General features: G+C 65.6%; 16 protein-coding genes. 11 read left to right on the forward strand and 5 right to left on the reverse strand.

Annotated elements, in window-relative coordinates:
* Positions 1 to 116: 116 nt before the first annotated feature.
* Positions 117 to 1,346 (reverse strand): MFS transporter, encoded by a 1,230-nt coding sequence (locus B8V81_RS15155; RefSeq protein WP_028597868.1) that lies wholly within the window; start codon positions 1,344 to 1,346, stop codon positions 117 to 119.
* A gap of 176 nt (positions 1,347 to 1,522) precedes the next feature.
* Positions 1,523 to 2,140 carry an NUDIX hydrolase gene (locus B8V81_RS15160; RefSeq protein ID WP_028597869.1) on the reverse strand — a complete coding sequence of 206 codons (618 nt, stop codon included), beginning with the start codon at positions 2,138 to 2,140 and terminating at the stop codon, positions 1,523 to 1,525.
* Positions 2,141 to 2,391: 251 nt separating this feature from the next.
* On the opposite strand from B8V81_RS15160, the gene B8V81_RS15165 reads away from it, so the two are divergent.
* The 3 genes from B8V81_RS15165 (at position 2,392) to B8V81_RS15175 (ending at position 7,532) form a co-directional block, all read left to right on the forward strand.
* Complete coding sequence (locus tag B8V81_RS15165; protein WP_101808656.1) at positions 2,392 to 4,611, forward strand: alpha-galactosidase; 2,220 nt, start codon at positions 2,392 to 2,394, stop codon at positions 4,609 to 4,611.
* 409 nt (positions 4,612 to 5,020) lie between these two features.
* Entirely contained in the window at positions 5,021 to 5,797 is a 777-nt protein-coding gene (locus tag B8V81_RS15170) for a ThuA domain-containing protein (protein ID WP_084136731.1), read from the forward strand.
* A 175-nt stretch (positions 5,798 to 5,972) separates the two neighbouring features.
* Positions 5,973 to 7,532 carry a methyl-accepting chemotaxis protein gene (locus B8V81_RS15175; protein WP_028597872.1) on the forward strand — a complete coding sequence of 520 codons (1,560 nt, stop codon included), beginning with the start codon at positions 5,973 to 5,975 and terminating at the stop codon, positions 7,530 to 7,532.
* Between the two features lie 472 nt (positions 7,533 to 8,004).
* On the opposite strand, the gene B8V81_RS15180 is transcribed toward B8V81_RS15175, so the two are convergent.
* Positions 8,005 to 9,594 (reverse strand): catalase, encoded by a 1,590-nt coding sequence (locus B8V81_RS15180; RefSeq protein ID WP_028597873.1) that lies wholly within the window; start codon positions 9,592 to 9,594, stop codon positions 8,005 to 8,007.
* A 173-nt stretch (positions 9,595 to 9,767) separates the two neighbouring features.
* Between B8V81_RS15180 and B8V81_RS15185 the strand changes: the two genes are divergently transcribed.
* The gene (locus tag B8V81_RS15185; RefSeq protein WP_043111003.1) at positions 9,768 to 11,126 is read left to right on the forward strand and encodes a sodium-dependent transporter; all 1,359 of its coding nucleotides are present in this window, start codon (positions 9,768 to 9,770) and stop codon (positions 11,124 to 11,126) included.
* 123 nt (positions 11,127 to 11,249) lie between these two features.
* On the opposite strand, the gene B8V81_RS15190 is transcribed toward B8V81_RS15185, so the two are convergent.
* Positions 11,250 to 12,419 carry an ROK family transcriptional regulator gene (locus B8V81_RS15190; protein WP_028597875.1) on the reverse strand — a complete coding sequence of 390 codons (1,170 nt, stop codon included), beginning with the start codon at positions 12,417 to 12,419 and terminating at the stop codon, positions 11,250 to 11,252.
* A gap of 195 nt (positions 12,420 to 12,614) precedes the next feature.
* Here B8V81_RS15190 and xylA point away from each other — a divergent pair, with 195 nt between their 5' ends.
* The 3 genes from xylA (at position 12,615) to B8V81_RS15205 (ending at position 16,672) form a co-directional block, all read left to right on the forward strand.
* Positions 12,615 to 13,928, forward strand: coding sequence for a xylose isomerase (gene xylA, locus B8V81_RS15195; RefSeq protein WP_028597876.1), 1,314 nt, complete (start codon positions 12,615 to 12,617; stop codon positions 13,926 to 13,928).
* Positions 13,921 to 15,435 (forward strand): xylulokinase, encoded by a 1,515-nt coding sequence (gene xylB, locus B8V81_RS15200; protein ID WP_101808657.1) that lies wholly within the window; start codon positions 13,921 to 13,923, stop codon positions 15,433 to 15,435. The genes xylA and xylB overlap by 8 nt, the downstream gene beginning before the upstream one ends.
* 829 nt (positions 15,436 to 16,264) lie before the next feature.
* Complete coding sequence (locus tag B8V81_RS15205) at positions 16,265 to 16,672, forward strand: hypothetical protein (protein WP_052333016.1); 408 nt, start codon at positions 16,265 to 16,267, stop codon at positions 16,670 to 16,672.
* An 85-nt stretch (positions 16,673 to 16,757) separates the two neighbouring features.
* Here B8V81_RS15205 and B8V81_RS15210 read toward each other — a convergent pair whose 3' ends face one another.
* The gene (locus B8V81_RS15210; protein ID WP_028597878.1) at positions 16,758 to 18,068 is read right to left on the reverse strand and encodes a BaiN/RdsA family NAD(P)/FAD-dependent oxidoreductase; all 1,311 of its coding nucleotides are present in this window, start codon (positions 18,066 to 18,068) and stop codon (positions 16,758 to 16,760) included.
* Between the two features lie 83 nt (positions 18,069 to 18,151).
* Here B8V81_RS15210 and B8V81_RS15215 point away from each other — a divergent pair, with 83 nt between their 5' ends.
* The 4 genes from B8V81_RS15215 to B8V81_RS15225 all read left to right on the forward strand — a co-directional run bounded on the left by B8V81_RS15215 (position 18,152) and on the right by B8V81_RS15225 (position 21,525).
* Positions 18,152 to 19,189, forward strand: coding sequence for an alpha/beta hydrolase (locus B8V81_RS15215; RefSeq protein WP_101808658.1), 1,038 nt, complete (start codon positions 18,152 to 18,154; stop codon positions 19,187 to 19,189).
* 75 nt (positions 19,190 to 19,264) lie between these two features.
* On the forward strand, positions 19,265 to 20,962 hold the full coding sequence (locus tag B8V81_RS15220) for a two-component system sensor histidine kinase NtrB (RefSeq protein ID WP_180968461.1): 1,698 nt from the start codon (positions 19,265 to 19,267) through the stop codon (positions 20,960 to 20,962).
* A 99-nt stretch (positions 20,963 to 21,061) separates the two neighbouring features.
* Positions 21,062 to 21,190 carry a hypothetical protein gene (locus tag B8V81_RS26050; RefSeq protein ID WP_255309712.1) on the forward strand — a complete coding sequence of 43 codons (129 nt, stop codon included), beginning with the start codon at positions 21,062 to 21,064 and terminating at the stop codon, positions 21,188 to 21,190.
* Entirely contained in the window at positions 21,190 to 21,525 is a 336-nt protein-coding gene (locus B8V81_RS15225) for a DUF3905 domain-containing protein (RefSeq protein WP_101808660.1), read from the forward strand. The genes B8V81_RS26050 and B8V81_RS15225 overlap by 1 nt, the downstream gene beginning before the upstream one ends.
* Positions 21,526 to 21,542 lie beyond the last annotated feature (17 nt).

Genomic DNA, 21,542 nt, shown 5'->3' on the forward strand with positions numbered 1-21,542 from the left:
GCTTCGGCCAGACGCAAAACAAAGGACGAAGCGGAACCGATCGGTTCTGCTTCGTCCTTTTGCGTTTTGCCGCTGAACGGCTGAGGAGTGGGGGGCGTGGCCGTTTGGGTTCTAGCTTAAGAGAAGGCCTTGCCGCGGCGATCCCAGGCCAGCATCACGCAGGCGAGCAGGAGGCCGAGCAGCGAGAACGCGGCTGCCGTCCACGGGAGCACGCTGTAGTCGTAGGCGCCGGAGGAGAGCTCGAAGCGGACGACGATCCAGCCGCCGAAAAAGGCGCCGAAGGCGTTGCCGAAGTTCAGCACGGCGTGGTTGGACGTAGAGGCGAGCGCCGGCGCGTCCTTGGCGAGCGTCATGATGCGCACCTGCAAGCCCGGCATCGAGGCGAACGAAGCCGCGCCCCATAGGAAGACGACGGCGAGCGTCGCCGCAGGCGTCGTGTCGACGAGGCCGAGCAGGGCGAGCAGCAGCGCTTGCGCCAGGAACGAGCCGATGACGGTCGGCATGAGCGCGCGGTCCGCCAGCTTGCCGCCGATCATGTTGCCGAGCGTCACGCCGCAGCCGAACAGCACGAGCACCCACGGGACGATGCCCTCGGACATGCCCGTCACGTCAGTGAGCAGCGGCTTGATGTAGCTGAACAGCGCGAACAGGCTGCAGCAGCCCATCGCGCCGGTGAGCAGCGCCAGTCCGAGCTTTGGCTGCAGCAGCGCGCGGATTTGGCGGGCCGGGCTTGTATCTTCTTCCTGCTTGACGGAAGGAATCAGCACGACCAGGCCGATCAGCGTGACGACGCCCATGACCGCGACGGCGACGAAGGACATCCGCCAGCCGAGCTCCTGGCCGATGAACGTGCCGAACGGCACTCCGAGGACATTGGCGATCGTCAGTCCGGCCATCATGACCGAGACCGCTCCGGCCTTGCGCTGAGCGGAGACGAGGCTGGAGGCGTAGACCGCTCCGATGCCGAAAAACGTGCCGTGCGCCAGCGAGGTGAAGATGCGGGCCGCCAGCAGGATGCCGTAGGTAGGAGCGAGCGCTGCGGCGGCGTTGCCGGCGATGAAGAGCACCATGAGCAGCGAGAGCAGCAGCTTTTTGGGAAATCGTGCCGTGGCGAGCGCCAGCACCGGCGCGCCGATGCCGACGCCGAGCGCGTAGCCCGTAATCAGGTTGCCCGCCTTCGGCACGCTGACGCCGAGATCGGCCGCGACTTCGGGCAGCAGGCCCATGATGACGAATTCCGTCATGCCGATGGCGAAGGCCCCGGCCGTGAGGGAGTAGAGGGAGAGCGGGAACCGTTCCTTGCCGCCGCGAGGCAGCGAAGCATCGGCTGACTGGACATGTTGCATGGATGTGCGTCCTTCTTTCTGGATGAGTGTGGAAGCCGGATGAAGCTTGCTTTTTGATATCAGCTTCCGACAGTATAGCAGATTCCGATGCGCTGAAAAGGCCCGATCGGCCGCCGCGAAAAAAGCAAGCGCTTGCTTGGACGATCGGCGGCGGTCAGACTAAAAGCCGGGCTCATCTAATCGAGGAGCGCCGGCTTTTGAGGATTGCGCAGGAAGTCGAACATGAGCGCGAGCTGGACGGGCGTATTGCGTCCGAGCGACAGCGGAGGAAGCTCGCTCTCGCCGAAAAAGGCGGCCTCGCTCGTCTCCACGCCTCCGCCCGCCTCGCCGCCGATAATTTCGCAAAGAATGAACAGCTTATAGATATGGCGGGCATCCGGAGGATGGTCCTGCTTGAGCCGGTCCAGCACGGCGAGCAGGCGGACCGCCCGCGTCTCGAAGCCGCTCTCCTCGCGGATTTCCTTGACGACGTTCTCCTTCGGGGACAGGCCGATCTCGGCCCAGCCGCCCGGCAGGCACCAGCGGCCGTCGGACTTCTCGCGGACGAGCAGCAGCTTGCCTTCTCGGAACACGACGCCGCGCACGTCGACCTTCGGCGTCGCGTGCCCCTCCTCGGAGGCGAAGCTCAGCTCGATGTCCGCCTCGCCCGCGCCGGTATGCTCGCTCATAATCCTTACGCTCAGCGCCCGCAGCTGCTCGAAGCGCTCCACATCGTAGACATCCCTGCCATAGGCAAGGCCGGTTTGCGCGATCGCCTGCATCTCTCTTGCCCAGGACAGCCATTTCGGCTCCATTGGCGGCCGCCTCCTTTTCACGGACCGGCGCATCGCCGGGCCCTACTCTCCCGGTTTATTCCAGCCGCAGAGGACAATTCCTGCCTCGTTCGACGACCCGGCGTACGAAACGACAAATGTCCATATGCGAAAGCGTTTTGCTCATGGACGAAGCAGCTCGGAAAGACCGATAATGAGAAGGCTGAGGGCAGCTCTTCTCTTTTGACCGAAGATGGACTTGCCCGGAATTTATCGAGGAAGGAAGATGTCCGATGAAGGCCGCGATCCATTACGACGCCGACCGCCGTTTGTTCCATCTGCAGGGGGGCGCGGTCAGCTATGTCGTTGAACTCATAGAAGGCAGCTATCCCGCTCATGTCTACTGGGGGCCGAGGCTCGCAGCCGCGTCCCCGCAGCTCGGAACGGCGTTCCGGGAACGTCCCTCGTTCTCCCCGACCTTGCTGCAGGCGCGTCCCGTGCTGACGCTCGATACGCTGCCGCAGGAATACCCGGCGCATGGCGCGGGCGACTTCCGCGCGCCGGCCTATGAGGCGCGGCTCGCCGACGGCACCTCCGTGACGGAAGCCGTCTATGAAAGCCACCGCATCCTCGGCGGCAAGCCCGCGCTGGCGGGATTGCCGGCCGTTTACGTTGAGTCGGAGGACGAGGCGCTCACGCTCGAGCTGACGCTGCGCGATGCGTACAGCGGGCTCGCCGTCATCCTTTCCTATACCGTGTTCGCGGAGCATGCCGCGGTCGCCAGGTCGGTCCGCTTCGCGAACGGAGGCAGCGAGCCGCTGGAGCTGGAGGCGGCGCTGAGCGCCAGCATCGACTTCAAGACGTCGGACTACGACTTCCTGCATCTGGATGGACGCTGGGCGATGGAGCGGGGCATCAGCCGCTCTCCGCTGCAGCCGGGCACCCAGTCGATCGGCAGCCGCCGGGGCTCGAGCAGCCATAACCACAATCCGTTCTTCGCGCTGCTCGGCCGTCGGGCCGACGAGGAGCAGGGCGACGCGTACGGCTTCAGCCTCGTCTACAGCGGCAGCTTCCTCGGCCGCGTCGAGACGGAGCAGTACGGCATGTCGCGCGCTCAGATCGGCATCCATCCGGACGGCTTCTCCTGGCGGCTCGAGCCGGGAGCGGAGTTCCAGGCGCCGGAATGCGTGCTCGTCTACTCCGCCGAAGGACTCGGCGGCATGTCGCGCGCGTATCATCGGCTGTACCGCTCCCGCCTGTGCCGGGGAACGTTCCGTGACCGCGAGCGTCCGGTGCTCATCAACAACTGGGAGGCGACGTATTTCAACTTCACGGCCGACAAGATCGCCGCGATCGCTCGCGAGGGCGGCAAGCTCGGCATCGAGCTGTTCGTCCTCGACGACGGCTGGTTCGGCCGGCGCGACCGGGACGACAGCTCGCTCGGCGATTGGAAGGTCGACCTGAACAAGCTGCCGGAAGGGCTCGGAGATCTCGCCGAGCGCGTGCGCGCGGAAGGGCTGCAGTTCGGCCTGTGGTTCGAGCCGGAAATGGTCTCGCCCGACAGCGACCTTTACCGCCAGCATCCGGACTGGTGCCTGCATGTTCCGGGCCGCCGCCGCAGCGAAGGGCGCCGGCAGCTGATCCTCGACTTCTCCCGCGAGGAAGTCGCCGATGCGATCGCCGAGCAGATCGAAAGCGTGCTGGCAAGCGCGCCGATCACCTACGTCAAATGGGACATGAACCGCAACATGACGGAGATCGGCTCCGCCGCGCTGCCGCCGGAACGCCAGCGCGAGACGGCGCATCGCTACATGCTCGGCCTGTACCGCGTGCTGGACCGGATTACGGCCAAGTTCCCGCATGTGCTGTTCGAAAGCTGCTCCGGCGGCGGCGGCCGCTTCGATCCCGGCATGCTCTATTACATGCCGCAGACGTGGACGAGCGACAATACCGATGCCGTCAGCCGCTTGCGCATCCAGTACGGCACGAGCGTCGTCTATCCGATCAGCTCGATGGGCGCCCATATTTCCGCCGTGCCGAACCACCAGGTCGGCCGCGTGACGAGCCTCAAGATGCGCGGAGACGTCGCGATGAGCGGCAATTTCGGCTATGAGCTGGACTTGACCAAGTTCAGCGAGGAAGAAGCCGCGCTCGCAGCGGCCCAGGTCGCCTTCTACAAGGATATCCGGAGCCTGGTGCAGTTCGGCGATCTGTACCGCCTGCTGAGTCCTTTCGAAGGAGAGGACGCCGCCTGGATGATCGTCTCGCCGGACCGCCGCGAAGCGATCGCGTTCCATTTCCGCGTGCTGGCCCAGCCTAACCCGCCGATCGGCTGGCTGAAGCTGCGCGGGCTCGACCCTGCGCTCGAGTACGAGGCGGTCGAGATCGACCTGGCCAGCCCCGGCGCAGGCGAGTCCTTCCGCGTCGGCGGCGATGTCCTGATGCATGCCGGTCTCGCGCTTGCGGACCGCCCGGGCGACTTCCAAAGCCTCGTCTGGCGGCTGCGCGCATAGGGCAGGCTCCGAGGTCCCGACTCCGGACTCGCGGCTTCCGACGCCCAAGCTCCCGGCGTCTCGTCTCTCAGAGTCCAGGCTCCTGCCACCCGAGCCCCCGACTCCCCCGACACCTATTCTGACCGTCCCGTTTCACCGCTCCGCGCTTCGGGTAATGACCCGTATACATGGCGCGGAGGAGCGGACTTCTCCGAACCGGCAGCATGCCGGGCAAGCAGCCTTCAACCGCTGCCTGCCCCGCGGCTGTCGGTTTGTTTTTGGATGCGGCGACGGAAGGAAACAGAGGATGGACGTGGAATTATAATCCAGAACAGTTATTTATTTGTCGATTTTTGTTATGCCTAATGTCGATTGATACTGACAGACGGCGAAACGAGTCGAAACCAATCGTTCGGGAGGGGAATCGGAAATGGTCATCCAAGTGGGAAGAGGAGGCTCGGCTCATGTGCCGGATGCGGAGGCCGGAGCTCTGGCGGGGCTCGTCGCGGATCGAATGACGCGGGAGGCGCTGCCGTTCGGGCCGGCGAGGCCGGCGGCTCGGTCGCTGGCGGGCTCGGGAGGACTGCTGCTCGGCGACCGCGAGGCGGAGAGCCATCCGCTGGCGTCGCTGCAGGAGGCGCTTTGCCGGCTGCTCGGCGAAGACTTCGACATGCAGGCGAGCGACAGCTACGGCCTGCTCGAAGACGACATGCCGGCCGACCAGTCGCTGATCGTCGCCTGCAGCGATCGCTGGGAGCGGCCGCTGTCCGATCGGCAGGCAGCCGGCCTCGTCCGGTTCGTCGAGCACGGGGGCGGGCTCGTGCTGCTCCATTGCGGAATTTCGCTCGCCTCTCATCCGCTGCTGGAGCATCTCGCGGGCGCGCGCTGCGAGGAGCATCCAGAAGGGCGCTTGCTCAGCTTCGATCCAGTCGTCGGCAAGGCGGGGGTGCATCCGGCCGTCCAGGACCTCGAGCCGTTCGAGCTGACCGACGAGCCGTACCGGTACTCGTTCCGGCCGTCGATGGACCGCGAGGTCATCCTCGAGTACGTGCTGGGCGGAGTGCGCCGTCCTGCCGCCTGGGCGCATCGGGTCGGCCGGGGCCGCGTCGTATCCATCATGCCGGGCCATAGCTCCGACTCGCTGCGGCATCCGCAGCTGCAGCGGCTGATCCGCCGCAGCTCGCTGTGGGCGGCTGGGCGGATCTGATTCGCCGGAATCGTCCGCGAAGTTCGCAAACATTGCTCCAGCGGCTTCTCCAGCCGCTGGAGCTAATTTTTTTCAGCGCCCTTCGATTTCTCTATCACGATAAGAAAGTTCGGTGTCGATACCTATACTACTGCACGAAAGTGCAATCGACTATCGACAAAAGCGAGGGCTCATCATGGCTTCAACACCATCCGGCATCAACCGTCAAAACCAGTCTCCCTTAATCGGCAAGCTGTTCCAGCGAGGAGCGGGGCAAGCGGCCGGCGAGGCCGACCACGCCTACCTGGAGCTGCGCAAGCGAAACCAGACGGTGCTGGCCATCGTCAGCTCGAACGTCCTGCTGCTGGGCGCAATGATGATCGCCTTCAGCTCGACCTTGGAGTTCACCCTCAAGATGCTGCTGCCTACGGCCGTCGGCATGGCGCTGCTCTGGGGGGCGCATGCGCTGCGCGTGCTGGAGAGGGCGATCCCGATCGCCGTGCTCATGCTGGTCGGCTACTTGGCGGCGACGGGCATCCAGGACAGTCCCGACGATCCGCTGAACGCGCTGAGCGCCTTCTACCTGATGGCCATCGGCATCATGTACAACAGCCGGCTGTCGCTCGCCTACGGCACGCTGAGCGGGATATTCATCATTTTGTACAAATATCTGGCTTTCCCCGCGGCTGATTCGGCTGGCGAGTCCCATCTGGTCTACTTCCTGTTCTACTTCGTGCTGGCGGCGGTCACGATGATCGCCCAGTCGGAGATCGGCCGCTCGATCTTCCGGCGCGCGCTCGGCCTCCAGGAAGCGGCCCAGCAGCAGCTGCTCAAGGAGCAGGAGCGCGAGCGGATGACGCTTGAGACGGTCAAGACGTTGTCGGACAGCATGGGCCGCATCCGCGAGAACGGCCGCGAGAACGACGCCTCCTTCCAGGAAATGAACACCGCGTTCCAGGAGCTGACGTCCGGCGTCACGACCCAGGCCGAGACGATGGGAGAAATCTCCTCGCGGGTGAGCGAGTCGATGCACCAGATGGAGCGGATGATGGGCACGCTCGGCTCGATGGTCGGCCAGATCGAGGTGACGGGCGGCTCGTCCGCCGAGGGCGCGCGCATCGTCGGCGAGCTTAGCCGCACGATCGGCGAGTTCCGGGCAAGCATGGAGGAGCTGCAGGAGAGGTTCGACGGGCTGAACGAGACGATCCGGGGCATCCTGCCGTTCACGGCCTCGATCCAGGACATCGCCCGCCAAACGAACCTGCTGTCGCTCAACGCCAGCATCGAGGCGGCGCGCGCCGGCGAGCATGGAGCGGGCTTCGGCGTCGTGGCGGCCGAGATCCGCAAGCTGGCGATGACGGCCGGCGATACGGCCGACCGGATGACCGGCAGCCTCGAGGAGGCCGCCGTCCGTACGGAGCAGTCTCGCGAGGCGATGCGCGAGAACGTGCTGCGCATGGAGGAGAGCCTCGGCCATGTGGAGGCGACCAGCGCCGCGTTCGACGGCATCCGCCAGTCCGTCGAGTCGCTGCAGTCGGATGCGGCGCGGATCGGCGTGGAGATGGACGCGGTCAGCGCCTCGAGCGGAGATGTCGAGGAGCGGGTGAGCGACTTCGCCGCGGTCGTGCAGCAGTCGTCGGCGACGCTCGAGGAGCTGCTGGCTACGGTCGAGACGCTCGTCCGCCAAAACACGCAGCTGCAGTCGAGGATCGAAGAGTCCGAGGCGGCGCTTCGCCAGCTGTCGGCAGCAGGCTGACGCCTGGTGCCGTCCGCTGCCGGGCATGTCGAGCCGGCAGCGTCGATTCCATGAACGCGACAGAGGGTGTCCCGAAAGCCTTGGCTTAGGGACACCCTCTTTATAAATGGGTTAAACACAAAAAAATCTTCCTCTGGCAAGATGCAGGCATCACCCCGTCATCGGCCAAAGAGGAAGATTTTTTGTGCATCCAATCGGCCGGCGCGGGCCATCCAAGGTCCAAATGTGCCTTGGATCCGGCCCGCCGGCCGGGAACCGGACCAACCAAGGCAGAAATATGCCTTGGATCCGGCCCGCCGGCCGGGAACCGGACCAACCAAGGCAGAAATGTGCCTTGGATCCGGCCCGCCGGCCGGGAACCGGACCAACCAAGGCAGAAATGTGCCTTGGATTCGGCCCGCCGGCCGGGAACCGGACTTTTTTTGCGATCGGGATGGGAATCTGCGGCTCTCCCGGCTCCCCGGCTAAACAATCAATAGCCGTCGGTGCGGTGGCCGGAACGGTCGGCCAGCTCCTGGCCCTGGCGCATCGACTCGTTGCCGAGATGCTCCGGCGCCGCCGCTTCGGCGCGGGCGAGCGCCTCGGCGACGCGCTTGCCGTAGTCGGCGTCGGCTTCCTTGAAGTAGCCGATCATCTTGTCGCGGACGACCGGACGGCACATCTTGAGCGCATCGACGAGGTTTTTGACCAGCTCGTCCCGCTCCCACGGCTCGAACTTGCGATACGTATCCCCCGCCTGGCCGAAATCGTTCGTCCGTCCGATCTTCTCGCGCACGAGCCTCGCATCGTACGCCGGCTCGTGCTCGGCGCCGGACGGACGGGCTTCCGTCAGCCCGCCCAGGCTGGACGGCTCGTAGTTGACATGCGGGTTCTGCCCGGGCGCGAGGTCGACTTTGTATTCCATTTGGCCGTCGCGCTGGTTCGTGGCGACCGGAGCCTTCGGCGCGTTGATCGGCAGCTGCAGGTAGTTCGTGCCGACGCGGTAGCGCTGCGTGTCCGAGTAGGAGAAGGTGCGGCCCTGCAGCAGCTTGTCGTCGGAGAAGTCCAGGCCGTCGACGAGCACGCCGGTGCCGAACGCCGCCTGCTCAACCTCGGCGAAGTAGTTTTCCGGATTGCGGTTCAGCGTCATCTTGCCGACCGGCAGGAACGGGAACTTTTCCTGCGGCCACAGCTTCGTCGGGTCGAGCGGATCGAAGTCGAGCTCGGGATGCTCGTCGTCCTCGAGAATCTGCACGTTCAGCTCCCACTCCGGATAGTCGCCGCGGTCGATCGCCTCGTACAGGTCCTGCGTCGCATGGCTCGTATTTTTCGCCTGGATCGCCTCGGCCTCGTCCTGCGTCAGGTTTTTGATCCCCTGCTTCAGCGGCTCCCAGTGGTACTTCACGAGATGGCCGACGCCATCCTGGTTGACCCACTTGTACGTATTCACGCCCGAGCCCTGCATCTGCCGGTAGTTGGCCGGGATGCCCCAGGGGGAGAACAGGAACGTCACCATATGCGTCGCTTCCGGCGAGTTGGAGAGGAAGTCGAACATGCGCTCCGGATCGTTCAGGTTCGTCACCGGATCGGGCTTGAACGAATGCACCATGTCGGGGAACTTGAGCGGGTCGCGAATGAAAAAGATCTTGAGGTTGTTGCCGACGAGATCCCAGTTGCCGTCCTCGGTGTAGAACTTGACGGCAAAGCCGCGCGGATCGCGCAGCGTCTCCGGCGAATGTCCGCCGTGCACGACCGTGGAGAAGCGGACGAATACCGGCGTCTGCTTGCCTTTTTCCTGGAACAGCTTGGCCCGCGTGTACTTGGAGACCGGCTCGCTGCCGACAGTGCCGTAGGCCTCGAAGACGCCGTAGGCGCCTGCTCCGCGCGCATGCACGACGCGCTCCGGCACGCGCTCGCGGTCGAAATGCGAGATCTTTTCGATGAAATGGTAGTTCTCCAAGGTCGACGGACCGCGGTCTCCGACCGTGCGGATGTTCTGGTTGTCCGTAATCGGGTGGCCCTGCCGGTTCGTCAGCGTCCGATCGGCTTCGCTGCCCTGCTTGTTCGGGTCCAAATGGCCCACATCCTTTCTTTGCCTGTTTGCTCCCGGTTTATTTTGGCAAAGAAAGGTTAATTTATGCGAGCGGGATCAAAATGGCGGCTGGCTCGATTTGGTGTGGACATGCCATGCGTTTTTCGATAAATTTGTATTCTGTATTTTGTATTTTACTTAGCGAACGGTCGGAGGACATCATGATGGACAAACAACCAAAGGAAACCGCTTTGGGACAAAGCAAAAAAGCCGAGCGCTTCACGTCGTCCGGCTTCATCCTGGCGGCGATCGGTAGCTCGGTCGGGCTCGGAAACATGTGGAAATTCCCGTATATTACAGGCTTGTATGGGGGAGCGGCGTTTTTCCTGCTGTTCATCGTCTGCCTGATCCTCGTCGGGCTGCCGGTGCTGCTCGCCGAGATGACGATCGGCCGGGGCGGACGCGGCAACGCCGCCAGCTCCTTTTACAACCTGACCGGCAACAAGCAGTGGAAATGGTTCGGCTTCATGTCCGTCGTGACGGCGTTCCTGATCATCTCCTACTATGGCGTCGTCGCCGGCTGGACGCTCCAGTACACGGTCGACTCCGTCATCGGCTCGCTCGGCAAGGGCACGAACTTCGACCAGCACTTCATCGACTTCGCGGCAGGCGGCTGGCCTGTGTTCTGGCAGCTCGTCGTCATGATCGTCTGCGGCATCATCGTTGGCAAGGGCATCTCGGGCGGGATCGAGAAGTTCAACAAGATCCTCATCCCCGGCTTCCTGATCATCCTGCTCGTGCTGATGGTCCGCGCGCTGACGCTGCCGGGAGCGGCGGAGGGCGTCGACTTCTTCCTGAAGCCCGACTTCTCCGTGCTGACCGGCGAGTCGGCGCTGATCGCGCTCGGCCATGCGTTCTTCTCGCTGTCGCTCGGCATGGGCTGCATGCTCACCTACGGCTCCTACGTGCAAAAGGAGCAGTCGCTCGGCAAGGCGACCGTCGCGATCGGCGTCGGCGACCTCGGCTACGCGCTGATCGCGGGCCTGATCATCTTCCCGACGATCTTCTCCTACGGCATCGAGCCGCAGAAAGGCGTAGGCTTGGCCTTCATGGCGCTGCCCGCCTCGTTCTCGCAGATGCCGCTCGGCTCGTTGTTCGGCGGCCTGTTCTTCCTGCTGCTGGCGATCGCGGCGCTCACCTCGGCCGTCTCGATCCTCGAGGTGCCGGTCGCCTATGCGATGCACTATTGGAAATGGTCGCGCCGCAAGGCGGCGGCGATCATCGCCGCGGTCAGCTTCCTGCTCGGCGTTCCCGCCGGGCTGTCCGTCGCCGGTCCGCTCAGCGGCTGGACGCCCTTCGGCAAGTCGATCTTCGACTGGTTCGACTTCACGACCGCCTATGTGCTCATGCCGCTCGGCGGACTCGCCGTGACGCTGTTCACCGGCTACGCATGGAAGCGCGCCGGCGAAGAAGCCGGCCTGACCGGCTTCTGGTACCGGGCCTGGATGTTCTGCCTGCGTTATGTCGCGCCGCTGCTCATCCTGGCGGTGCTCCTGTATTCGATCTTCGTCAAGCCGGTCTGAGCCGGTTCAAATGCCAAAAAGCGGCTTCGCTCCTGTCCGGTCCGGACAGGCGGCGAAGCCGCTTTATTTTCGGCTGCGGAGCGAAGAGGCGCCGCGGGCGGTGCCGCCGCTCGGGGAGCGCGTTTACGCCTCGCCGGCCTTGACGCGGGCGAGGAAGCCTTCCGCGGCTTGCCAGGCCGCTCCGCGCACGGCCGAGCCGTCGCCGAGCTCGGCGAAACGGACCCGCGCCTGGCGGCGGTGGAACGGCAGCGCGCGCGCCTGCACCTCGCGCTGCACGGCCGGCTCCAGCCAGCGGGCCGCCATGCTGAGGCGGCTGCCGATGAGCACGGCCTCGGGATTGAACACGTTGATGATCGTGGCGATGCCGATGCCGAGGTACGAGCCGATCTCGTCCCAGATGCGCAGCGCCTCGGAATGTCCCTGCTCGGCAAGCTGCACGAGCTCCTCGAGGCTGCCGCAGCCGATCGCGGCGGCGGACTCGAGCGCCGCCTGCTCGGAGGCGAAGCGCTCCCAGCAGCCGCGGTTGCCGCAGCGGCAGGCGGGACCGTCGAACTGGATGGACAGATGCCCGAGCTCGCCGGAGAAGCCGGACGCGCCGCGGTACAGCTGGCCGTCCAGCACGAGGCCGGTGCCGATGCCCATGCCCGCGCTCACATAGACGAGATGGCGGATGCCGGCGGCGGCTCCGAAGATGCGCTCGCCTTGGGCGCCGAAGTTGGCCTCGTTGTCGGCATGCACCGGCACGCCGAACCGCTCCTCCAGCCGGCGCGCGACCTCAGTCGGCTCCCAGTCCATATGCGGCGCGAGCAGCAGCGAGCCGGCGCCGTCGACGATGCCCGGCAGGCCGATGCCGATGCCGACGACGCCGTACGGCTGCGGAGGCTGCTTCGGCAGCAGCTCCTCGATGAAGCCGATCAGCTGCTCCATGACGCTGCGGCCGCCGGCGGCCTCCATCGGCCGCCGCAGCTCGGCCAGCACTTCGCCGCGCAGGTCGGCGCGCACGCCCATCAGATAGGTGGCGCCGACGTCGATGCCGATCGCGCAGCCGGCCGAGGCGCGGAACTCCAGCATGACGGGCTTGCGGCCGCCGCTTGAGGCGCCTTGGCCCGTCTCGGTCAGCAAGCCGCGGTCGAGCAGGTCCTGCACGAGCGACGATACGGTCGCCTTGTTGAGGCCGGTGCCGGCCGAGATCGCGGCGCGCGAGAGCGGCTCGCCCTTCAGCACGGCGTCGAGCGCGATGCCGGTATTGATGCGGCGGATGAGGGCGGGATCGCCGGTCGTCGTTGATTTCATTGCGGTCTCCTTCGGGTCGAAGCGGCTGCAGCCGCTTTTCGTTCTGCACACTACGATACCATGTCCTCGAAAGCATAACATAAAAAACTTGGTTTGTTTAGTAGACAAACGAAGTTAAGGGATGGTACTCTACGGATAGAACTCAGCATAACAGCGTTTACATTCTATCCACTTATTTTAGGGAGGCTATCATTCATGGCTTACTTCAACGGCATCAACCGCATTCAGTTCGAGGGCCGCGACACCGACAATCCGCTCGCGTTCCGCCACTACGATCCGAAGCAGGTCGTGCTCGGCAAGACGATGGAGGAGCATCTGCGCTTCGCCGCCGCTTACTGGCATACGTTCACGGCCGACGGCTCCGACCCGTTCGGCAAGGGCACGGCGGTGCGTCCGTGGGACCGCTTCAGCGGCATGGATCTGGCCAAGGCCCGCGTCGAGGCGAACTTCGAGTTCCTCGAGAAGCTCGATCTGCCGTTCTTCTGCTTCCATGACCGCGACATCGCTCCGGAAGGCGACACGCTGCAGGAAACGAACCGCAACCTCGACGAGATCGTCGCCCTGCTCAAGGACGGCATGAAGACGAGCGGCCGCCGCCTGCTGTGGAATACGGCCAACATGTTCTCGAACCCGCGCTTCACGCACGGAGCCGGAACCGCTCCGAGCGCGGACGTGTTCGCCTACGCCGCCGCCCAGGTCAAGAAAGGGCTCGAGGTCGGCAAGGAGCTCGGCGCCGAGAACTATGTGTTCTGGGGCGGCCGCGAGGGCTACGAGACGCTGCTGAACACCGACATGGGCTTCGAGCTCGACAACCTGGCCCGCCTGTACAAGATGGCGATCGACTATGCCCGCGAGATCGGCTTCGACGCGCAGTTCCTGATCGAGCCGAAGCCGAAGGAGCCGTCCAAGCATCAGTATGACTTCGATGCGGCGACGACGCTGGCATTCCTGCAAAAATACGGCCTGCAGGACCACTTCAAGCTGAACCTCGAAGCGAACCATGCGACGCTCGCCGGCCATACGTTCGAGCATGAGATCCGCGTCGCCGCGATCAACGGCGCGCTCGGCTCGCTGGACGCCAACCAGGGGGACCTGCTGCTCGGCTGGGATACCGACGAGTTCCCGACCGACCTGTATGCGACGACGCTTACGATGTACGAGGTGCTCAAGGCCGGCGGCCTCGGCCGCGGCGGCGTCAACTTCGACGCCAAGGTGCGCCGCGGCTCCTACGAGCTGGATGACCTGTTCCTCGGCCATATCGCCGGCATGGACAGCTTCGCCTGGGGCCTGAAGGCGGCCGCCAAGCTGATCGAGGACCGCGTCATCGACGGCATCGTCGAGGAGCGCTACGCCACGTTCAAGCAAGGCATCGGCGCCGACATCGTCAGCGGCAAGGCGACGCTCGCCTCGCTGGAGCAGTACGCGCTGCAGAACAATCCGATGAACAACCGCTCGGGCCGCCTGGAGCAGATCAAGGCGAAGCTCAACGAAGTGATCTACCGTGTCTGAGTTCGTCGTCGGCATCGACCTCGGCACGAGCGCGGTCAAGGCGCTGCTGGTCGGCAAGGACGGCCGCATCGCCGCCGAGGCTTCGCGCGAGTATCCGCTCTCCAGCCCGCGACCGGGCTGGAGCGAGCAGCGTCCGGAGGATTGGGTCGAGGCGACGCTGTCCGCTCTCGGCGAGCTGTCCGCCGCTCCCGGCCTGCCGCAGGGCTGGACGGTCGAGGGGATCAGCTTTTCCGGGCAGATGCACGGGCTCGTGCTGCTCGGCGACGAGCTGCAGCCGCTGCGTCCGGCGATTCTCTGGAACGATACCCGCACGACGGCCGAGTGCCGCGAGATCGAGCGCGCGCTCGGAACGCGGCTGCTCGACATCACCCGCAATCCGGCGCTCGAGGGCTTCACGCTGCCGAAGCTGCTGTGGGTGCGCAAGCATGAGCCGGAGACGTTCGCTCAGGGGCGCGTCTTCGTCCTGCCCAAGGACTATGTGCGGCTGCGCTTGACCGGCGAGCTGCATATGGATCTGTCCGACGCTGCCGGCACGCTGCTGCTCGACGTGCCGAACCAGCGCTGGAGCCCGGAAGTGCTCGCGGCGCTGGATCTCGGCGCGGAGCTGTGCCCGCCGCTCGTCGAGTCGACCGCGCAGACCGGCACGCTGCTGCCGGAGCTGGCGGAGCGCACGGGCCTCGCCGGTCCGCTGCGCGTCTATGCCGGCGGGGCGGACAATGCCTGCGGCGCGATCGGCGCCGGCATCCTGCAGGAGGGCGAGGCGCTGTGCAGCATCGGCACCTCGGGCGTGCTGCTCTCCTATGAGGGCGAGCAGGACCGCGATTATGGCGGCCGCGTCCATTTCTTCAACCACGGCGCGCCGGGCGCGTTCTACTCGATGGGCGTCACGCTTGGCGCAGGCTACTCGATGAGCTGGTTCAAGCGGCTCATGGGCGGCCTGGACTACGCCGAGCTGCTTGCCGGGACGGGCGATCTGCCGCCCGGCTCCGGCGGGCTGCTGTTCGCGCCGTATCTGGCGGGCGAGCGCACGCCGTATGCGGACGCCGACATCCGCGGCAGCTTCATCGGGCTCGACGGCGGCCATCGCCGCGAGCATCTGGCGCGGGCCGTCATGGAGGGCATCACGTTCTCGCTGAACGACACGCTGACGATCTACCGCGAGGCGGGACGCGACATCCGCTCGATCGTCTCGATCGGCGGAGGCGCGAAAAATCCCGACTGGCTGCAGATCCAGGCGGATCTGTTCGGCCTGCCGGTGACGGCGCTCGAGAACGAGCAAGGCCCCGGCCTCGGGGCGGCGATGCTGGCTGCGGCCGGCTGCGGCTGGTTCCCGGACCTGGCGTCCTGCGCGGCGGCATTCGTGCGGCGCGGCCGCACGTACGAGCCGCAGCCGGAGGCGGCGGCCGCGTACCGCGAGCTTTATCCGCTGTACCGGCAGGTGTACGAGGCGACGCGCTCGCTCAGCGCCGGCCTCGGCCGGTTCCGCGAGGGTCTGGCGCAGGGCTAGATCGTTGTCGGCGGCGGCTGGCCGCGGCTGGTGGATCTGCGGGCTGGCCGGGGCTGGCCGGCGGAGCTGCGCGATGGCCGCAGTTGGCCGGCGGAGCGTCGTATGCTGGCGCAGCGGCGTGCTGCTGCCTCGGTCGATTTGGATGAATGAACAAGCGGGAAGAAGACGGAAACCCTCCGTCTTCTTCCCGCTTTTTTGATGTCAGGGGGCGGCGGTCGGCAGCGGATCGAGGACCGAAATTGCCGCTCGTTCGGCGAATGATCGGTCAGCGGGCGGATCGAGGACCGGCAAGTCGGCGTCCGTGAAGGCTGCACCGGCGTGCGGTTCCGGACCGGGATAGGCTAACGATACAGAGGAGCGCTATTTTGCCTATAATCGTGCTTTCCTGCGGCTAACGATACGGAGAAACGCTATTTACTCAGTGAAGGAGCCAATACGCCTCATTTTGCGTCCATAGCGCTCGTGAGTATCGTTACATTTTCAAAATGCTCGGTTTTGGCCAGATAGCGTCGCGCAGTATCGTTAGTTCTCCAGCCATCCTCAACCGGGGCGAGTCAATGCCTGATGCCGCACCGACAGGTCAGGCGCTCGATGTCGGCGGCGGCGAAACAGCACCCAGCATCCTCGGCGCTACGCTGTTCCGCCGCTCCTCCGATCCGCTGCCCCTCGATTTGCCGCTCTTCTGACCTGCCGGTTCCATCGTTCCGCCGCTCCACCATTCAGCCGCTCCACCATTCAGCCGCTCATAAACTGGCGCGGGGATGGTTACCGTATGGAAGAACGGCCAAAAGCCGGTTCGATTCCGCTTCGAGCAGAGGAGACTAAAGCCATGACTGACCGCCGCTTGCTGTTCCGATTCCACGATGCGGAGTCCGCCTCCGTCGCGGCCGCTACGCTGCTGGAGCTCGGGTATGACGCCGCTGCGCAAGGCGCGCAGGAGGTCGGGCTGTCGCTGCGCGGCAGCGACCTGACGTCGGCGCTGGAGATCGCTTTCGCCCACGGGGGCGAGCTGGACGTGCAGGAGCAGGACGTCATTCCGATCCCGGCCCATCTCGTCAACGAGGATCTTGTCGCTTGGGAGGAGGGCTTCGGCTATGACGGCGCTTCGACCGGCATCTCGACCGGCGCCTCGGACGGAAGCGATCTGCGCAACCGCGACGAAGCGACCGAGGGAGAGTCGGCCTTCCCGGAGCAGGAAGGCTCGCTCAGCTATTTCTCGGGCGACGTGCACGGCTGAAGCGAAGCAAGCCATCGCCGCTAGCAAAAACGGGTCGAGGGCGCATCTGCGCCGCTCGACCCGTTCGTTTTTTAGCGGAGCGGAATCATTCCGATCGGCTCCGCTGCGCCTCGGCGCGGTCCTCCAACGCCTGGAGGGCGGCGCTCAGGCCGGCATGGCGGCCGGTCGTGAACGCAGACGTGATGTTGTAGCCTCCGGTGAAGCCGTGCAGGTCCAGCACCTCCCCGCAGAAATAAAGGCCGTGCACGAGCTTGGAGCCCATCGTTTTCGGATGGATCTCCTTCAGGTTGACGCCGCCGCCCGTGACGAACGCTTCCTCGATGGACAGCGTGCCGTTCACGAGGATGGGCAGCGCTTTGAGCAGCCGCGCGTAGTCCTGCAGCAGCGAGCGGTTCAGGTTGTCGTACGTGACGGCCGGGTCGATCCCGGAGCGCTCCAGCGAAAACTCCGCCATCCGCTCCTGCATGAGCGGCGGCAGCACGTTCTTGAACGCCTTGCGCGGCTCGGCCGCGGCGAGCGCCAGCAGCTCGCCGTACAGCTCGTCCGCCGAGCGGTCGGGGAACAGGTCGGCGGTGATCCGGACTTCCGGAGCGCCGCTTTTTTTGCGCTCCTTGACGACGAATTGGCTGCATCGCAGCGCGGCCGGGCCGGACAGGCCGAAGTGGGTGAAGATCATGTCGCCCTCCTGCTCGGTGAGGCGCTTGTCCTTGGCGCTCCACACCGTCAGGACGACGCCGCGGAGCGACAGCCCCTGCAGCCGGCGATCGCGGATGAAAGGCTCGGCCGACGTCAGCGGCACCTCGGTCGGATACAGCTCCGTCACCGAATGGCCAGCGGCCTCCGCCCAAGGGTAGGCGTCTCCGGTCGAGCCGGTGTGGGGCACCGACTTGCCGCCGGTCGCCACGACGACCGCCGCGGAGCGCAGCTCCTGTCCGTCGCTCAGCCGGACGCCGCGGATGCGTCCATCCGCGATGAGCAGCCCGGCGGCCTTTTCGTTCAATCGCGTCTCGACGCCGCTCGATCGCACGGAGGCGACGAGCGCGTCGACGACGGTCTTGGCCTTGTCCGACACGGGAAACATGCGCCCGCGGTCCTCTTCCTTGAGCCGGATGCCGAGCGCCTCGAAAAAGCCGATGATCTCGCGGCTGCCGAACTCCGACAGCGCGCTGTGCAGGAACTTGCCGTTGCCCGGGATGTACCGGATCAGCTCTTGCGGCTCCTTGTTGTTGGTGACGTTGCAGCGTCCGCCTCCGGATATGGCCAGCTTGCGTCCGAGCTTGCTGCCCTTGTCGAGCAGCAGCACGCGCGCTCCCTCGCGGCCTGCGGCCGCGGCGGCCATCAGGCCGGACGGCCCTCCTCCGATGATGATGACGTCGAATCTATCCTTGCTTGCCATTCTTGACGCTTCTCTCCTTTTGAGACAATAGGCTACAATCAGTGTATCAAATGCGGAAGCAAAGCGAAAAGGAGCGGATGGCGATGCGGGAGCTGGCGCTTGAGGCGGAGGATGGGGCGAGGCTGCATGGATGGAGCCTGGAGCCGCAGGCGGAGGATGAGGCGAAGCGGAGTGGATGGAGCCAGGAGCCGCAGGCGGAGGAGGAGAGCCGGCCGCCGGAGCGGCAGGAGACGGACAGGCGGGCGGCATCGCCCGGTCGCCAGGAGCCTTCGGACGGCTCCAGGGGAACCGGAAAAAATCCAAGCCGCGCCGAGCGGCCGGAGCCGTTTCTCGCAGCGCCGAAGGCATCGCCCAGCCGCGTCAAGCCGCGGGCGGCGGTCTGCCTCGTACACGGCATGGGCGAGCATAGCGGCCGCTACGCCGAGCTCGCGCAGGCGCTGGCGGAGGCGGGCATCGCCGTGCTCGCCTACGACCAGCGCGGCCATGGGCGCTCTCCGGGGCCGCGCGGGCACGCGGACAGCATGGAGCGGCTGACGGCCGACGCGGCGCGGGCGGTGGCCGAGGCGGCGCGCCTGTGGCCGGATGCGCCGCTGTTCCTGTACGGGCACAGCATGGGCGGAGCGGTCGCGCTCGCGGCCGCTCTCGAGCGCGAGCTGCCGCTCGCGGGCCTCATTTTGACGAGCCCCTGGCTCCGCCTCGCCTCGCCGCCATCGCGCGTCTCCGAAGCGGCGGCGTCCTGGATCGGCCGCCTCCGGCCGACCTTCGCCCTGCCGACCGGCATCAAGCAGCGGGACCTGTATCGCCCTGGAGTCCATGCGGTGGCGGGCAGCGTCATGGATCGGCTCTGCCATACCCGGATCAGTGTCTCGATGTACCGGGCGGTGACGGCCGCCGGAAAGCGCGCGCTCTCCGACGCCGGCAGGCTGGCCGTGCCGGCGCTGCTGCTGCACGGCACCGAGGATCGGGTGACATCGCTGCGGGCGAGCGAGGAGCTGGCGGACGCGCTCGGTCCGCGCTGTACCTTCCGGCGCTGGGAGAGGGGCTACCACGAGCTGCATCATGACGAGCGCCGGGAGGAAGTGATCGAGACGGTCAAGATGTGGATTTATGCAAACTCTTGATTGTCAAAATTCCCCTCCTGTGCTTTAATCGGAGTTATGCAAGACGGCTCGCAAAGGGGGGAACCTTCTGCGTCAATGTGGGAAAAATTGATACTGCAGGCCTTCGTCTCCTTGTTGCCCGTATTCCTCTATCAGCTATGGATGTATCGGCTGAACCAGGGCCGCAGCTCGATTCCTTTCTTCACCATCGCTTACGGAGCCTCGCTCGCGGCCTGCGTCCTGCTCACCGAGACGACCCGCTTCGGCTTCGACTTGAACCTGTGGTACATTCCTTTCCTCATGGGCTCCCTGTACGGCGGGGTGCCGGGACTGGCGACGATGTCCACGATCTATGCGGCGCTGCGGCTGCCGCAGCTCGACGACGGCGGGGAGACGCTCGGCTTCGTCCTGTTCCTGCTGATCGCCGTGCCGGTGCTGCTGCTGACGATCCGGCCGTTCCAGCTCGCGCGGCTCAAGGAAAAGTACAAGATCCTGCTCTTGCTGCTGACGGTCGGGGGAGCTTATCACGCGTTTCTTTATGCCGGCTATATCCGGCAGTTCGAGCCGGATCGCCTCGCCTCGGCCGCAGGCGATATCGCCGTCATCGCGTTCATCAGCTACATCGCCGTATCGCTGACGCTGTATACGATCCACCAGGTCATCCAGCATTACCAGCTGCAGCATCAGCTGCGGCGGATGTCTTCCAATTATACGAACGAGGTCCACAAGCTCCAGCAGTTCATCGACCAGATGGCGATGGGCACGATGGGGACGGTGCTCGTGGACGCGGACGGCAGGATCTCGCATCTCAACGACGCGGCGATCCGCCTCAGCGGCCAGGCGCTGAAGGGCCGCAGCAAGCTGGAGTTCGCCGGCATGCCGTACGAACGGTTCTTCCGCAGCCAGGAGCCGTTCAAGCAGCTGTTCGACGAAGCGATGAAGGGCAGCATGTCTCCGTCGACGATACTCGTCGAGGGCGAGCGCTCCTACCTGACGACGGCGTTCCCGATCCGCAACCTGCAGGCCGGCATCGTGACGGGAGCGGCGATGGTCGTGCAGGACGTCACCGAGCTGACCCAGCTCAGGGACGAGCTCGGACGGATGGAAAGGCTGAGCCTTGTCGGCCAGATGGCCGCCAGCATCACGCATGAGATCCGCAATCCGATGGCCGTCATCCGCGGCTTCGTGCAGCTGATGCGCGAGCGCAGCCCGGACAGCCAGCAGGAGTATTTCCGCATCGTCATCGACGAGCTGGACCGGGCGAACGCCATCATCAACGACTTCCTCTCGCTGGCGCAGAACCGCGTCATCTCCAAGGAGCAGGGCTCTCTCCACGACATCGTCCAGGAGCTGCTGCCGCTGCTGTGGGCCGACGCCAACCTGCGCGGACAGTCGATCGAGCTGAGCCTCGCCGACGAGATTCCGACGCTTGAGCTCAACGGCAAGGAAATCAAGCAGCTCGTCCTCAATCTGGCCCGCAACGGCATGGAGGCGATGGGGGAAAAAGGCGTGCTGCGGATCGCGACCCGCTTCAGCGGCTCGGCCGTGGAGCTGTCGGTGGAGGATGACGGAGAAGGCATCCCGCCGGACAAGCTCGCCCGCCTGTTCGAGCCGTTCTATACGACCAAGGCGCGCGGAACGGGCCTCGGCCTGCCGCTTTGCCTGAGCATCGCGGAGCGCCACAACGGCCGCATCGACGTCGATTCGGAGCCGGGCCGGGGCACCGTGTTCAAGGTCGTCTTCGACAGTCCCGTCCGGGACGGGCTCCGCCTGCGCGGGCCGGACGCCGGCTAGCTCCGCTCCGGGGCATAGTCCGCTGCCGCGAACGGCATACTAGCCCCATAGCGGCAGCAAGCGGCCGCGTCCATAACCGACAGGAGCTGAACGCATACGATGGCCAATCCGAGCAACGACTCCAAGGAGCAGCAAAAGCAGGAGCAGCAGGCGGGGCGCAAAACAGCCGCGCCGGGATCGCCCGGCTACGACAAGAAGCTGGACGGACCGAACCGTCCCTCGATCTGATGGCGGACGATCCCCGTCTGGATCCGTTCGAGATCGACTTCCTGCCCCGCTTCCGCAGCGGCAAAGGGCCGCGGGAGCCGTTCGTGAACCGGTACGGGGTGACGATCGGCGACCACGAATACGCCTCGCCGCAGTCGCCGCTCGAGCAGTGGTCGGAGGAGACCGATCCGGCTGTCATGGCCGGCGACGAGTGGGTGCATCCGTACAAGGACATCGGCTTCCAGACCGCGCAGAACCGCGCCTTGTTCGAGCAGGGAGAGGCGCCGGAGCCCGGTCCGCTCCAGCATCCCGAGCATTCGGCCGAAAGCGGCGTCAAGCCGCCGCAGGAGCCTTGAGCTTCGCCGCGCCGCCC

This window comes from Paenibacillus pasadenensis, assembly GCF_002864175.1.
In the GTDB taxonomy this organism is placed as follows: Bacteria; Bacillota; Bacilli; order Paenibacillales; family Paenibacillaceae; genus Paenibacillus_O; species Paenibacillus_O pasadenensis.

Coding starts and splice junctions, on each gene's coding strand:
- B8V81_RS15220 (WP_180968461.1), top strand. CDS start 19,265: ATGTGGGAAAAATTGATACTGCAGGCCTTCGTCTCCTTGTTGCCCGTA.
- B8V81_RS15175 (WP_028597872.1), top strand. CDS start 5,973: ATGGCTTCAACACCATCCGGCATCAACCGTCAAAACCAGTCTCCCTTA.
- B8V81_RS15215 (WP_101808658.1), top strand. CDS start 18,152: ATGCGGGAGCTGGCGCTTGAGGCGGAGGATGGGGCGAGGCTGCATGGA.
- B8V81_RS15225 (WP_101808660.1), top strand. CDS start 21,190: ATGGCGGACGATCCCCGTCTGGATCCGTTCGAGATCGACTTCCTGCCC.
- B8V81_RS15155 (WP_028597868.1), bottom strand. CDS start 1,346: ATGCAACATGTCCAGTCAGCCGATGCTTCGCTGCCTCGCGGCGGCAAG.
- xylA (WP_028597876.1), top strand. CDS start 12,615: ATGGCTTACTTCAACGGCATCAACCGCATTCAGTTCGAGGGCCGCGAC.
- B8V81_RS15170 (WP_084136731.1), top strand. CDS start 5,021: ATGGTCATCCAAGTGGGAAGAGGAGGCTCGGCTCATGTGCCGGATGCG.
- B8V81_RS15205 (WP_052333016.1), top strand. CDS start 16,265: ATGACTGACCGCCGCTTGCTGTTCCGATTCCACGATGCGGAGTCCGCC.
- B8V81_RS15160 (WP_028597869.1), bottom strand. CDS start 2,140: ATGGAGCCGAAATGGCTGTCCTGGGCAAGAGAGATGCAGGCGATCGCG.
- B8V81_RS15210 (WP_028597878.1), bottom strand. CDS start 18,068: ATGGCAAGCAAGGATAGATTCGACGTCATCATCATCGGAGGAGGGCCG.
- B8V81_RS26050 (WP_255309712.1), top strand. CDS start 21,062: ATGGCCAATCCGAGCAACGACTCCAAGGAGCAGCAAAAGCAGGAGCAG.
- B8V81_RS15190 (WP_028597875.1), bottom strand. CDS start 12,419: ATGAAATCAACGACGACCGGCGATCCCGCCCTCATCCGCCGCATCAAT.
- B8V81_RS15165 (WP_101808656.1), top strand. CDS start 2,392: ATGAAGGCCGCGATCCATTACGACGCCGACCGCCGTTTGTTCCATCTG.
- B8V81_RS15185 (WP_043111003.1), top strand. CDS start 9,768: ATGGACAAACAACCAAAGGAAACCGCTTTGGGACAAAGCAAAAAAGCC.